Annotated in this window: 15 protein-coding genes; 12 read left to right on the forward strand and 3 right to left on the reverse strand. The window is 73.0% G+C overall.

Annotated elements, in window-relative coordinates:
- Positions 1–104 precede the first annotated feature (104 nt).
- From E2B92_RS23630 to E2B92_RS33845, 6 genes are all read left to right on the forward strand, one after another.
- Entirely contained in the window at positions 105–656 is a 552-nt protein-coding gene (locus tag E2B92_RS23630) for a gluconokinase (RefSeq protein WP_126885548.1), read from the forward strand.
- Positions 653–2,050: a GntP family permease gene (locus tag E2B92_RS23635; RefSeq protein ID WP_126885549.1), complete on the forward strand. Its 1,398-nt coding sequence runs from the start codon at positions 653–655 to the stop codon at positions 2,048–2,050. The genes E2B92_RS23630 and E2B92_RS23635 overlap by 4 nt, the downstream gene beginning before the upstream one ends.
- 54 nt (positions 2,051–2,104) lie before the next feature.
- Positions 2,105–2,530 carry an ASCH domain-containing protein gene (locus tag E2B92_RS23640; protein WP_126885550.1) on the forward strand — a complete coding sequence of 142 codons (426 nt, stop codon included), beginning with the start codon at positions 2,105–2,107 and terminating at the stop codon, positions 2,528–2,530.
- Positions 2,527–2,904, forward strand: a complete 378-nt coding sequence (locus tag E2B92_RS23645; protein ID WP_126885551.1) for a nuclear transport factor 2 family protein — start codon at positions 2,527–2,529, stop codon at positions 2,902–2,904. Before E2B92_RS23640 ends, E2B92_RS23645 begins: the two co-directional genes overlap by 4 nt.
- Before the next feature lie 608 nt (positions 2,905–3,512).
- Positions 3,513–4,307, forward strand: coding sequence for a calcium-binding protein (locus E2B92_RS23650; protein ID WP_126885552.1), 795 nt, complete (start codon positions 3,513–3,515; stop codon positions 4,305–4,307).
- A gap of 68 nt (positions 4,308–4,375) precedes the next feature.
- A complete protein-coding gene (locus E2B92_RS33845; RefSeq protein WP_126885553.1) occupies positions 4,376–5,161 on the forward strand; it encodes a calcium-binding protein in 786 nt (261 codons plus the stop codon).
- 78 nt (positions 5,162–5,239) lie between these two features.
- Here E2B92_RS33845 and E2B92_RS23660 read toward each other — a convergent pair whose 3' ends face one another.
- Positions 5,240–6,898: an FAD-binding dehydrogenase gene (locus E2B92_RS23660; RefSeq protein ID WP_126885554.1), complete on the reverse strand. Its 1,659-nt coding sequence runs from the start codon at positions 6,896–6,898 to the stop codon at positions 5,240–5,242.
- 86 nt (positions 6,899–6,984) lie between these two features.
- Here E2B92_RS23660 and E2B92_RS23665 point away from each other — a divergent pair, with 86 nt between their 5' ends.
- The 3 genes from E2B92_RS23665 to E2B92_RS23675 are packed head-to-tail and all read left to right on the forward strand — an operon-like array spanning position 6,985 to position 8,221.
- Entirely contained in the window at positions 6,985–7,512 is a 528-nt protein-coding gene (locus tag E2B92_RS23665) for an NUDIX hydrolase (protein WP_126885555.1), read from the forward strand.
- Positions 7,509–7,901 carry a YidH family protein gene (locus E2B92_RS23670; RefSeq protein ID WP_126885556.1) on the forward strand — a complete coding sequence of 131 codons (393 nt, stop codon included), beginning with the start codon at positions 7,509–7,511 and terminating at the stop codon, positions 7,899–7,901. The genes E2B92_RS23665 and E2B92_RS23670 overlap by 4 nt, the downstream gene beginning before the upstream one ends.
- A complete protein-coding gene (locus E2B92_RS23675; protein WP_126885557.1) occupies positions 7,901–8,221 on the forward strand; it encodes a DUF202 domain-containing protein in 321 nt (106 codons plus the stop codon). The genes E2B92_RS23670 and E2B92_RS23675 overlap by 1 nt, the downstream gene beginning before the upstream one ends.
- A 46-nt stretch (positions 8,222–8,267) precedes the next feature.
- Here E2B92_RS23675 and E2B92_RS23680 read toward each other — a convergent pair whose 3' ends face one another.
- A complete protein-coding gene (locus E2B92_RS23680) occupies positions 8,268–9,203 on the reverse strand; it encodes an NADP-dependent oxidoreductase (protein ID WP_126885558.1) in 936 nt (311 codons plus the stop codon).
- A gap of 105 nt (positions 9,204–9,308) precedes the next feature.
- Between E2B92_RS23680 and E2B92_RS23685 the strand changes: the two genes are divergently transcribed.
- On the forward strand, positions 9,309–9,605 hold the full coding sequence (locus E2B92_RS23685; RefSeq protein ID WP_126885559.1) for a hypothetical protein: 297 nt from the start codon (positions 9,309–9,311) through the stop codon (positions 9,603–9,605).
- Positions 9,606–9,611: 6 nt separating this feature from the next.
- Here the strand turns inward: E2B92_RS23685 and E2B92_RS23690 are convergent, their stop codons facing one another.
- The gene (locus E2B92_RS23690) at positions 9,612–10,901 is read right to left on the reverse strand and encodes an enolase C-terminal domain-like protein (protein WP_126885560.1); all 1,290 of its coding nucleotides are present in this window, start codon (positions 10,899–10,901) and stop codon (positions 9,612–9,614) included.
- Between the two features lie 135 nt (positions 10,902–11,036).
- On the opposite strand from E2B92_RS23690, the gene E2B92_RS23695 reads away from it, so the two are divergent.
- Positions 11,037–12,059, forward strand: a complete 1,023-nt coding sequence (locus E2B92_RS23695) for a phosphotransferase family protein (protein WP_126885561.1) — start codon at positions 11,037–11,039, stop codon at positions 12,057–12,059.
- Between the two features lie 7 nt (positions 12,060–12,066).
- Positions 12,067–13,281, forward strand: coding sequence for an acyl-CoA dehydrogenase family protein (locus tag E2B92_RS23700; protein WP_126885562.1), 1,215 nt, complete (start codon positions 12,067–12,069; stop codon positions 13,279–13,281).
- The last annotated feature ends 9 nt before the right edge of the window (positions 13,282–13,290 follow it).

The raw sequence follows: 13,290 nt of genomic DNA on the forward strand, positions 1-13,290 counted from the left end.
AAAAGTATGACTTTTATGTCACAGGCTCTTGAATACGTCGTACCTCATGGGTTTCAGTGTGCGGCGACGGAATCGATGTCGAGGAAGACAGCGAGGCACCACCCATGCAGCAACCGCCAGTCGTCGTCGTGATGGGCGTGGCCGGGACCGGCAAGACCACCATCGGTCCGCTGGTCGCCGAGCGCCTCGGCGTGCCCTACGCCGAGGGCGACGACTTCCACCCCGGGGCCAACATCGCCAAGATGTCCGCCGGCGTCCCGCTCGACGACGACGACCGGTGGCCCTGGCTCGACGCGATCGGGCAGTGGGCGCACGGCCGCGCGGGGCTCGGCGGGGTGGTGAGCAGCTCGGCGCTGAAGCGCGCCTACCGCGACCGGCTGCGGGCGGCCGCGCCCGGCGTCGTCTTCCTGCACCTGACCGGCGACCGGACGCTGATCGAGGAGCGGATGGCCGCCCGCAAGGGGCACTTCATGCCCGCCGCGCTGCTGGACTCGCAGTTCGCGACCCTCCAGTCTCTCGGGGACGACGAGGCCGGAGTGGCCGTCGACGTCTCCGGCTCCCCCGAGGACATCACCGACCGGGCCGTCGCCGCGCTGCGCCGGCTCGCCGGCCCCGCCACCCGACCCGCCCCTCACGACCCCGAGGACCTCCTGTGACCCGTCTCAACGTCGAGATGCTGGCAGCGGACGCCACCGAACCGATCACGTCGGCCGGCAACGCCCAACTGGGCGTCGCCGTCCTGGCGGGCATCGCCGTCATCGTCCTGCTCATCACGAGATTCAAGCTGCACGCCTTCCTGGCGCTGACCATAGGCTCGCTCTGCCTCGGCGCCTTCGCCGGTGCCCCGCTCGACGCGACCATCGCGTCGTTCACCAAGGGCCTCGGCTCGACCGTGGCGGGCGTCGGCGTGCTCATCGCGCTCGGCGCGATCCTCGGCAAGCTGCTCGCCGACTCGGGCGGCGCGGACCGGATCGTCGACACGATCCTGGCGAAGGCGGGCGGTCGCGCCATGCCGTGGGCGATGGTGCTGATCGCCTCGGTGATCGGGCTGCCCCTCTTCTTCGAGGTCGGCATCGTGCTGCTCATCCCGGTGGTGCTGATGGTCGCCCAGCGCGGCGGCTACTCGCTGATGCGGATCGGTGTGCCCGCGCTGGCCGGCCTGTCCGTGATGCACGGCCTGATCCCGCCGCACCCCGGCCCGCTGGTCGCCATCGACGCGATCGGTGCCGACCTGGGCGTGACGCTGGCGCTCGGCATCCTGGTCGCCGTCCCGACCGTGATCGTCGCGGGCCCGCTCTTCTCCCGGTACGCGGCGCGGTGGGTGGACATCCCGGCGCCCGAGCACATGATCCCCCAGCGCACGTCGGACGACCTGGAGCGGCGGCCCGGCTTCGGCGCCACGGTGGCGACCGTGCTGCTGCCCGTGGTGCTGATGATGGTGAAGGCACTGGTGGACATCGTCGTGGACGACCCGGAGAACCACGTCCAGCGGGTGACCGACGTCATCGGATCGCCGCTGATCGCGCTGCTCGCGGCGGTGCTGGTCGGCCTGTTCACGCTGGGCCGGGCGGCCGGCTTCACCAAGGAGCGGATCTCCTCGACCGTGGAGACGTCGCTCGCCCCCATCGCGGGTGTGCTGCTGATCGTCGGCGCGGGCGGCGGCTTCAAGCAGACCCTGATCGACGTGGGCGTGGGCCAGATGATCCTGGAGTTCTCCGAGAACTGGGCGATCCCGGCGCTGCTCCTGGCCTGGCTGATCGCGGTGGCGATCCGGCTGGCCACCGGGTCGGCGACCGTCGCCACCATCTCGGCCGCCGGGCTGGTCGCACCGCTGGCCGCCGACATGTCGACCTCGCACGCCGCGCTGCTGGTGCTGGCGATCGGGGCGGGCTCGCTCTTCTTCAGCCACGTCAACGACGCCGGATTCTGGCTGGTGAAGGAGTACTTCGGGATGAACGTCGGCCAGACGATCAAGACCTGGTCGGTGATGGAGACGATCATCTCGGTCGTCGGAATCGTGTGCGTGCTGCTGCTGTCGCTGGTGCTGTAGCGCCACGGGTTATTGCCTCGCGGGTGGGGCGGCGGGTTGCCAGACTGTCGCCCCATGGCGAACCGCGAACAGCTCAAGCCCTACCTGCTGGCCTTCCCCGGCCCCCTGCGCGACCGGTTGGTCGCCGCCGTCCTGTCCGGCGAGAAGACGTCCACGACCGGACTGCTCGTCGAGTACGAGGCGGAGGACGAGGAACTCCCCCCGGTGGGCGAGCGGTCGGCGCTCATCGACTCGGACGGGCGCGAGGTCGCGGTGCTGGAACTGACCGGGGTACGGGTCCTGCCGCTGGGCGAGGTGGACCTGCGGCACGCGCTCGACGAGGGTGAGGGCCACACCTCGGTCGCCGAGTGGCGGGAGGACCACGAGAGGTTCTGGCACAGCGCCGAGATGCGGGAGGCGCTCGGGGACCCGGACTTCACGGTCGACGACACCACGCTGGTCGTCGCGGAACGCTTCCGTGTGGTGGAGCGGCTGCGGTGACCGGCGTCGAGGAGGCCGTCGCGGGCGAGTTGCGGCTCGTCGACCCGGCCGTACGGACGTCACCGGACGAGGCGGCGCGGCTGCTGCACCCGGAGTTCACGGAGGTCGGCGCGTCCGGACGGCGGTGGGGCCGGGACGACATGCTGGCCGCGCTGCCGGAGATGACGGGCGGCGATCCCGGTGGGCCCCGCTACGAGGTGTCCGGCATGACCGGCGTCCAACTGGCGCCGGATGTGGTGCACCTGACGTACGAGACGGTCATCGCGGGCCGCCGGGCCCGGCGCAGCTCACTGTGGCGCCGGGACCCCGACGCGGGCGGCGTCTGGCGGCTGTACCACCACCAGGCGACGCCGGTGCCGCAGGGCACGCCCTGACCTCGCGCTTTCCTGGGGTGAAGGCCGGCCATGCCGCCATCCGCACCGCACGGGCCGACGTCCGCGACCGCGCGTGGCCGGCAACTGTCGTGCGGTGGGCACGTCCGCCGGGTACCGCCCCGAGCAGAGGGGGCGGCGCACCGCTCCACCGGGCGGGGGCCGGTGACGTGATTCCACAGCGCCGCGCGTCACTGGCCCGCGCTCGCGTTCTCGCCACCTTTTCCTGAGCGCGCTTGTGTCGTCATGCCGTTGTTCCCACAGCTCGAGCCGCCTTTTGCGGGGTATTCCGCATTGTTCCGGCAGTGGCGTTAAAACCTCTCCTCCACAAGGCCTTCACACGGCATACTCAGGTCCGGCAGCCGGACGGCTGTCAGGCGCGTCATCCCTCGTCGGCACAGGTGAAGGACACAGCGCAGGCCGGTCCCGCGCGGGCGGAATTCCGCCACCCGGCACAGAGAACGCTTATTGGTTGACCACGGAAATACCCAGGCTTCGCACGGCGCGAACATGACCGTGTGCAGGGCGAAAAATATCAACGGTCAACCATTCTGAACGCCCCCGAATCGGCTGCTTGATGTCCTCGCACGCTTCTTCTCTGGAGGCAGATCATGGCCAAGGCGCTCTTCCGCACGGGCCTGCGCACCGCGGGTCTGATGACCGTGGTGCTCGGCTGCACACTCGGCCTCGGCGTCCCGGCGGGCGCGGCCCCCGGGCCACGGACGCCGGACGGGTCCGCGGCCGGCACGCTGGTGAGCAGGAACGGGACGTCGGTCACCATCACCGCCGCCGTGGGTCTGGGCAATTCCCTCTCCGTGTGGCAGGTCGGCGACACGATCCGGGTGCGGGACACCGGGGACACCGTCGTGGCCCTCGGCACATGCGTCCAGGCCGGCGCCTCCGAGGTCGTCTGCCCGGGGGCGGGAAGCCTCACGGAACTCGTCGTCAACGCCGGTGACCAGGCGGACAACGTCACGTCGTACCTCGCGAGTCCGGGCGTGACCCTGATCGGCGGCGCCGGCGACGACAGCCTCTACGGCGGCAGCGCCAACGACACGCTCGAGGGCGACGAGGGGGCCGACTTCCTCTCCGGCGGAGGCGGCAACGACACCCTCACCGGGGCCGCCGACCCGGACCGCGTCTTCGGCGGAGCCGGCAACGACTCGATCGAGGGCCGCAGCGGCGCCGACACGATCGACGCGGGCGCCGGCAACGACGTGGTCAGCGGCGGCGAGGGGCACGACCGGGTGGTCGCGGGCAGCGGCACCGACTTCGTGGAGGGCGGCCCCGGGCGGGACAACCTCAACGCCGTCGACGACACCGGCGGCAACGACTACGTCCAGGGCGGCACCCACACCGACACCTGCTCGGCCGACCTGGGCGACAGCGTCACCGAGTGTCCGTGACCGGCGACCGGCGGGGCGGGGACGCCCCCGTCACTCACGTACCACGACGACGAAGGAGACGCGGAGACATGGCAGTGCGACGAACCCACCTGATCCTGTCGGCAGGAGCACTCCTCTGCGCCGTGCTGACCGCCACCTCCGCCTCGGCGGCTCCGCTCGCCGCCGAGGCGCCCCGGGCCCGGGCGGGCGACACGGTGGTCGAGATGTCGGGCCGCACGCTGCTCGTGAGCGCCGACCAGGGCGTCGCCAACGGCATCACCGTCCGCCGCCAGGGCGGCGTCGTCCTGGTGTCGGACACCGCGGCCGTGGTACGCGCCGGGGCGCCCTGCGTGTCGAGGTCGCCGCACACCGCGGAGTGCCCGCTGCCCGGCGCCGTCCAGGTCGCCGGCGAGGACGGCGACGACGCCATCACGGTCTCGCCGAACGTCGACGCCCCGGCGACGCTGTACGGGGGCGGTGGCAAGGACCTGCTCAACGGCGGCCCCCACGCCGACCACCTGGTCGGCGACGACCCGGCCGGGCGGCCCGGTCTCGCGGCGGCGACGCCGGGCAACGACACCATCAACGGCGGCCCCGGCAACGACACCATCTCCGGCCTGGGCGGCAACGACACCATCAGCGGTGCGGCGGGGAACGACACCCTCAACGGGAACGAGGGCAACGACACCCTCAACGGCAGCACCGGCAATGACACCCTGACGGGCGGTTCCGGCAACGACACGCTGAACGGCGAGGAGGGGAACGACACCCTCGCCGCCACCGACGGCGTCAGCGCCAACGACAACCTCGACGGCGGTCTCTCCTTCGACTCCTGCACCCGCGACACCGGGGACCCCATGGTCAACTGCCCCTGACACCGGCCCACCGCCGCCGCCCCGGCCGACCCGGCACCCCGGTCGGCCGGGGCAGCCGGAGTGACGGCAGGACACCCCCTAGGAGGCGACCGCCCTCGCCGCCGCCCTGCCCGCCGCACGGCCGGAGAAGAGGCAGCCGCCGAGGAAGGTGCCCTCCAGCGCGCGGTAGCCGTGGACGCCGCCGCCGCCGAAGCCGGCGGCCTCACCGGCCGCGTACACGCCGGGCAGCGGGGTGCCGTCCGGGGTGAGGACGCGGGAGGAGAGGTCGGTCTCCAGGCCGCCGAGCGACTTGCGGGTGAGGATGTTGAGCCGGACGGCGACCAGCGGGCCGGCCGCGGGGTCGAGGATGCGGTGCGGGGCGACCGTACGGATCAGCCGGTCGCCGAGGTACTTGCGGGCGCCGCGGATCGCCGTCACCTGGAGGTCCTTGGTGAAGGGGTTGGCGATCTCCCGGTCGCGGGCGGTGATCTCGCGGCGCAGCGCGGCCTCGTCGATCAGCGGCTCCTTGGTGAGCGCGTTCATCCCGCGCGCCAGGGACGGCAGGTCCTTCTCGACGACGAAGTCGGCGCCGTGGTCCATGAACGCCTTGACCGGGCCGGGGACGTCGGCGCGGGCGCGGTCGAGGACGCCGCGTACGGACTTGCCGGTGAGGTCCGGGTTCTGTTCGGAGCCGGAGAGGGTGAACTCCTTGCCGATGATGCGGTGGTTGAGGACGAACCAGGTGTAGCCGTGCCCGGACCGCATGATGTGCTCGAGGGTGCCGAGCGTGTCGAAGCCGGGGAACAGCGGGACGGGCAGGCGTCGGCCGTGCGCGTCCAGCCAGAGGGAGGAGGGGCCGGGCAGGATGCGGATGCCGTGCCGGGCCCAGATGGGGTTCCAGTTCTCGATGCCCTCGGTGTAGTGCCACATCCGGTCGCGGTTGATGTGGTGGGCGCCGGCCCGCTCCACGATGCCGAGCATCAGGCCGTCGACGTGGGCGGGCACGCCCGAGAGCATCTTCTCCGGCGGGGTGCCGAGCCGCTCGGGCCACTGGGCGCGCACCAGGTCGTGGTTGCCGCCGATGCCGCCGGAGGTGACGATCACGGCCTGGGCGCGGTACTCGAACGCCCCGGTGACCTGCCGGCTGCTGGCCGTGCCCCGCACGGCGTCCGACGGCTCCAGGATCTCGCCGCTGACGGTGTCCACGGCTCCCGCGGTGCGGCCGAGGCCGGTCACCCGGTGCCGGAACGCCAGGCGTACCAGGCCGCGTGCGACGCCCGCGCGGACGCGCCGCTCGAAGGGGGCGACCAGGCCGGGGCCGGTGCCCCAGGTGATGTGGAAGCGCGGTACCGAGTTGCCGTGCCCGGTGGCGTCGTAGCCGCCGCGTTCGGCCCAGCCGACGACGGGGAAGAACCGGACGCCCTGCCGGTGCAGCCAGGCCCGCTTCTCGCCGGCCGCGAAGTCGACGTACGCCTCGGCCCACGCGCGCGGCCAGTGGTCCTCGGGGCGGTCGAAGCCGGCCGTGCCGAGCCAGTCCTGGAGGGCGAGCGCGTGGCTGTCGCGGATGCGCATGCGGCGCTGTTCGGGCGAGTCGACGAAGAACAGGCCGCCGAAGGACCAGTGCGCCTGCCCGCCGATGGACTGCTCGGGCTCCTGGTCGAGGAGGATCACGGTGCGCCCCGCGTCGACCAGCTCGGCGGTGGCCACCAGGCCGGCGAGGCCCGCCCCGATCACGATCACATCAGCGTCGTACGCCATGGGTCCTCATCCTTGTCGGCAGGGTGCTCCGATCTTCGGTACGCGGCGGTAACACGTCAACAGGTGGGCCGTGATTCGATGGCGCCATGAGCGCTGCCGAGGAGATCCTGGACGTCGTCGACGAGCACGACGAGGTGGTGGGGCGGTTGCCGCGCGGCGAGGTGTATGCGCGGGGGCTGCGCCACCGGTGCGTGTTCGTCCTCGCGCGGGACGCCCGGGACCGGGTGTTCGTCCACCGCCGGACCGCGACGAAGCTGGTCTTCCCCTCCTTGTACGACATGTTCGTGGGCGGGGTCGTCGGGGCGGGCGAGAGCTACGACGATGCGGCGCTGCGGGAGGCGGAGGAGGAGCTGGGCGTACGCGGCCTGCCGCGGCCGGTGCCGCTGCTGAAGTTCCTGTACGAGGACGCGGGCGGGCGCGGTTCGTGGTGGTCGGCCGTGTACGAGGTGCGGTGCACGCTGCCGGTGGACCCCCAGGTGGAGGAGGTCGCCTGGCACGGGTTCCTGCCGGAGGAGGAGCTCTCGGCCAGGCTGGGCGCGTGGGAGTGGGTGCCGGACGGGCTGGCGGCCTACGAAAGGCTCCGGGCGCACCGCGCCGGTAGTCTGATCATGTGAGCGAATTCGTGCGGGGCCTGCGGCTGTGGTTCGCGCCGCAGCGGATCCGGGAAGAGGGCACGACGCCCGACTACCGCTTCTCCCTCGCCAACGAGCGCACCTTCCTCGCCTGGCTCCGTACCGCGCTGGCGCTGGTCGGCGGCGGGTTCGCGGTGGACCAGTTCCTGCCCGACCTGCGCTGGGGTGTCCGGGTCGGGATGGCGCTCGCGCTGCTCGGCGCCGGGGCGCTGTGCGCGCTGCGGGCGGTGAACCACTGGGTGCGGTGCGAGCAGGCGATGCGGCGGGACGAGGACCTGCCCGTCAGCCGGTTCCCGACGCTGCTGAGCCTGGCCGTGGGCCTGGTCGCGGGCGCCATGGTGGTGGTCGTCCTGTTCGGCTGGCGCGACTGATGGCCGCCGGGGCCGTGGAGGGCCGCGATCCGGGGCTGCAGCCGGAGCGGACGCGGCTGGCGTGGCGGCGTACGACGCTGTCGGCCACGGTGGCGGCGGTGCTCGCCGCCAAGCAGGCCGTGCACGACGGGGTCACGGCGGCCGGGCTGGTGGGGGCGGGGCTGTCGCTGCTGGTGTGGCTGGCGTTCCTGGTCGTGGCACACCGCCGGGTGCGGGCCCTTTCCACGCTTCGTCCGCGGCCGATGGCGCCCCGGGGCGCGGCCCTGGCGGCCGCGTGCACGATCGCGCTGGCGGCGTTCGCGGTGGGCGTGGTGGTGTGAACGCGCGCCGGTGGGCGGGCCGTTCGTGCGGTGCTGCCGCTCGTGGTCAGTCGTTCCGGCCCACGGTGACGACGACCTTGCCGTTCAGGCCGCCCTCCAGGAGGGCGCGCTGGGCGTCGGCGGCCTGTTCGAGCGGGAACGTCCGGGCGACCCGGACCGTCAGGGCGCCCTGTTCGGCGAGGCCGGCGAGTGCCGTCAGGTCGGCCGGGTCGGGGCGTACCCAGTAGTACTCGCCGCCCAGGGCGATCACCTCGCCGTCCGCGACGGAGGCCAGCCGGCCGGCGGGGGCGAGCAGGTGGGCGGAGTCCTTCAGGACCTGGCCGCCGATCGTGTCGAGCGCGGCGTCCACGCCCTTGGGCGCGAGCTGCCGGACGCGGGCGGTGAAGCCGTCGCCGTACGGCACCGGTTCGGCGCCCAGCTCGCGGACCCGGTCCTGGCCGCCCTCACGGGCGGCGCCGATGACCCGGGCGCCGAGGTGGCGGGCGATCTGGACGGCCATGGAGCCGACGCCGCCGGACGCCGCGTTCACCAGGACGGTGTCGCCCGGGCCGACCCGCAGCGACCGGTGCAGCACCTGGTAGGCGGTGAGCCCGGCCAGGGGCAGGGCGGCCGCCTCCTCGAAGCCGAGGGTGCGCGGCTTGCGCGCCAGGGTGCGCACGGGCGCGGCGACGTACTCGGCGAAGGTGCCGTGGCACAGCACGTCCTCGCGTACGTACCCCATGACCTCGTCGCCGACGGCGAACTCCGGCACGGACACCCCGGGCTGGACGACGACGCCGGAGACGTCCCAGCCCGGGACCACGGGGAAGACCGCGTCCAGGACCGTGTCCAGGTAGCCGGCCTGGGCCTTCACGTCGACCGGGCTGACGGCCGCGGCGCGCACCTCGACGAGCACCTTGTCGGGGCCGACCTTGGGGTCGGGGTGGTCGCCGAAGGCGAGGACCTCCGGGCCGCCGTAGTGGCGGTAGCTGATCGCCTTCATGGTCCGACCCTCCGGCCCGTACCGCCCCCGCGCAAGCCGAAACGGATCAGACGGACAAAAGGGGCTAGCCTGGAGGCGTTACCGACGCCACGCCGGAGGTGCGCGATGACCGTCCTCCATCAGGAACACCCCTCGCACGCCCACATCCACGGCCCGGCCTGCGGGCATCGCGCCGTGGTCCACAACGACCACCTCGACTACGTCCACGACGGCCACCTCCACCGGCAGCACTCCGGCCACTGGGACGAGTGCGAGCCGGGCGAGCACGTCGCCCACAGCGGCCACGCCCATGAGCACGGCGACGACTGCGGGCACCCGGCCGTCGCGCACGGCGACCACGTCGACTACGTCCACGAGGGGCACCGGCACGCCGCGCACGGCGGCCACTGGGACGACCACTGACCTCGCTCACCAGCGCGGCACGGCCGGGGTGACCCACGCCGGGTCGGCCCGCCGCATCGCGGCCGCGTCGTCGCGCTCGCGGAGGGTGCCGTCGTCGTCGAGCCAGCGCCGGTGCAGGGTGGCGAGCCGTTCGCGGTCCAGCTCCACGCCGAGACCGGGCGTGTCCGGGACGGCGAGGCGCCCGCCGGCGAAGACGTGGCGGGCCGTGATGACGTCCTCGGCCTGCCAGGGGTAGTGGGTGTCGCAGGCGTGCTCGAGACCGGGCACGGTCGCGGCGACGTGCGTCATGGCGGCGAGGCTGATGCCCAGGTGGGTGTTGGAGTGCATGGACAGCCCGACGCCGAAGGCCCGGCAGACGGCGGCCAGTTCCCGGGTGCGGTGCAGCCCGCCCCAGTAGTGGTGGTCGCTGAGCACGATGCGGACGGCGCGGCGGGCGAACGCCCCGGCGATCTCGGGGAGGGTCGTCACGCACATGTTGGTGGCGAGGGGGACGCCGGTACGGGCGGCGACCTCGGCCATGCGGTCCGTGCCGCTCGTGGGGTCCTCCAGGTATTCGAGGACGTCGCCGAGACGCTCGGCCACGCGGAGGGACGTCTCCACGGACCAGGCGCCGTTGGGGTCCAGGCGCAGGGGCCGGCCCGGGAACGCCTCGGCCAGCGCGCGGACGGCGGCGATCTCCCGGTCCGGCCCGAAGACGCCCCCCTTGAGCTTGAAGGAGCCGAAGCCGTGCTCGGCGACGAGGCGCCGGGCCTGGGCGACGATCCCGGCCGGGTCGAGGGCGGCGCCCCAGTCGTCCTTCTCACCGCCCCCCGGGTGCTCGGCCCAGCGGTAGAAGAGGTAGGCGCCGTACTCCACCGCGTCGCGGACCTTGCCGCCCAGCAGGGCGTGCACGGGCAGGCCGACCGCCTTGCCGAGCGCGTCCAGGCAGGCGACCTCGAAGGCGGAGACGACGGACAGGCGCAGCTTGCCGGCCGTACGGACGCCCCGCAGGCCGCTCGCGTCGACGCCCTCCTCCGCCCCGGGTGAGCCGCCGCACACCCGCTCGGCCAGCCCGAACAGGCCGTTCACGTCCGTGACCGGGTGGCCGGGCAGCGCCTCGGCGAGCGGGCGGGCGAGGTCCAGGTACACGCCGTCGCCGTAGGTCTCGCCGACCCCGGTGACGCCGCCCCGGGTGACGACTTCCACGATGAGGCGCGGGGTGTAGGGCTGGTGCACGCCCTGGGTGTTGAGCAGCGGCGGGTCGGAGATCAGGATCGGGGTGAGCCGGACGTCGTCGATCAGCAGCGCGGTATTCATACGTGAACTGTATTCAGGGTGGTGATCGTGCGGCCAGGGCCGTGCGGCCGGTTTCCGGATCGGTACTGGACGACATACCGACTGGTCGGTCATGCTGCACGGGCTACTGTTCTTCCCGTCACGGAGGTGCGAACGATGAGCTCAGCTCCCCCACCAGGTCTCGATCCCGAGCGGTTGCGCGCCTTCCTGGACCGCGAACGGCCCGGCCTGGTGAGCGGGCCGCTCAGCGCCCGCCTCATCGAGGGCGGCCGGTCGAACCTCACCTACGCCGTCACCGACGGCACCGGCCGGTGGGTGGTGCGCCGCCCGCCGCTCGGCCACGTCCTGGCCACCGCCCACGACATGAGGCGGGAGCACCGGGTGATCAGCGCGCTGCACCCGACGGCGGTGCCGGTGCCGGAGCCGGTGGTGCTGTGCGAGGACGAGGAGGTGCTCGGGGCACCGTTCTACGTGATGCGGTTCGTGACCGGCACGCCGTACCGCACGGCCGGGCAGCTCGCCCCGCTGGGGCCCGACCGCACCCGGGCCGCGGTGCTGGGCCTGGTCGACACCCTGGTGGACCTGCACGCGGTGGACCCGGCGGCGGTGGGACTCGGCGACTTCGGGCGGCCGGAGGGCTTCCTGGACCGGCAGTTGCGGCGCTGGGGCAAGCAACTGGACGCCTCGCGCAGCCGCGAGCTGGCCGGGATCGACGAGCTGCACGCCGCGCTCGGCCGTGAACTGCCCGCCTCCCCGGCCCCGGCCGTCGTCCACGGCGACTTCCGGCTGGACAACGTCCTGCTGGGCGAGGACGACCGCGTCAACGCCGTACTGGACTGGGAGATGTCCACGCTCGGCGACCCGCTCACCGACCTGGGCCTGCTGACCATGTACAGCACCCCCCTCGACCTGCCGGGCTCCCCCATCAGCACCACCGCGGGCGCCGCCGGACACCCCCCGGCCGCCGAGCTGGTCGAGCGCTACGCCACCCGGTCCGGCCGCGACACCTCCGCCATCTCCTGGTACACGGCGTTCGCCTGGTTCAAGCTCGCCGTGATCCTGGAGGGCATCCACTACCGCTACACCCTCGGACAGACCGTCGGCGCCGGCTTCGACCGGATCGGCGACCTGGTCCCCGTCTTCATCGAGCACGGCCTCGCCACCCTCCAGGAAGGCTGACCCTCCCATGGACTTCGCATTCGACGCGCGCACCGAGGAACTGCGGGCGCGGCTCCTCGCCTTCATGGACGAGTTCGTGTACCCGGCGGAGGAGGTGGCGCACGAGCAGCGGGAGAAGCTCGCCTCGCCCTGGGACACCCCGCCCGTCGTCGAGGAGCTCAAGGCCGAGGCCCGCCGGCGGGGCCTGTGGAACCTCTTCCTGCCCGACGAGGAGCACGGGGCGGGCCTGACGAACCTCCAGTACGCGCCGCTCGCCGAGATCACCGGCCGGTCGCCGCAGCTCGCGCCCACGGCGCTCAACTGCGCCGCCCCGGACACCGGGAACATGGAGGTGCTGGCGCAGTTCGGCGACGAGCGGCAGAAGGAGCGGTGGCTGGCGCCGCTGCTCGCCGGGGAGATCCGGTCCGCCTTCGCGATGACCGAGCCGGAGGTCGCCTCGTCCGACGCCACGAACATCGAGACCCGCATCCGGCGGGACGGCGACGAGTACGTCATCGACGGCCGCAAGTGGTACATCTCCGGGGCCATGAACCCGGACTGCGCGATCTTCATCGTGATGGGCAAGACCGACCCGGACGGCGAGGACATCCGCCGCCAGCAGTCGATGGTGCTGGTCCCCCGCGACACCCCGGGCCTGCACGTCCGCCGGGCGATGCGGGTGTACGGGTACGAGGACCACTACCACGGCGGTCACGCCGAGGTGGTCTTCGACGGCGTCCGCGTCCCGGTGTCGAACCTGATCGGCGAGGAGGGCGGCGGGTTCGCCATCGCCCAGGCCCGGCTCGGTCCCGGGCGGATCCACCACTGCATGCGGCTGATCGGCATGGCGGAGCGGGCCATCGAGCTGATGTGCCGGCGGGCGGTGTCCCGTACGGCCTTCGGCAAGCCGCTGGCCGCCCAGGGGCAGGTGCAGGGCTGGATCGCCGACGCCCGGGTGGCCGTGGAGCAACTGCGGCTGCTGGTGCTGAAGACCGCCTGGCTGATGGACACGGTCGGCAACCGGGGTGCGCACACCGAGATCCAGGCCATCAAGATCGCGACGCCCCGCACGGTGGTGGACATCATCGACAAGGCGGTGCAGGTCCACGGCGCGGGCGGGGTCAGCCAGGACTTCCCGCTCGCCGAACTGTGGGCGGCGGCCCGGACGCTGAAGCTGGCGGACGGCCCCGACGAGGTGCACCAGCGGTCGCTGGCGCGGCGGGAGCTGAAGGCGTACCTCTGAGGGACGCCC

Origin of the sequence: Streptomyces sp. WAC05374 (genome assembly GCF_004353505.1) — a bacterium.
Classification (GTDB): domain Bacteria; phylum Actinomycetota; class Actinomycetes; order Streptomycetales; family Streptomycetaceae; genus Streptomyces.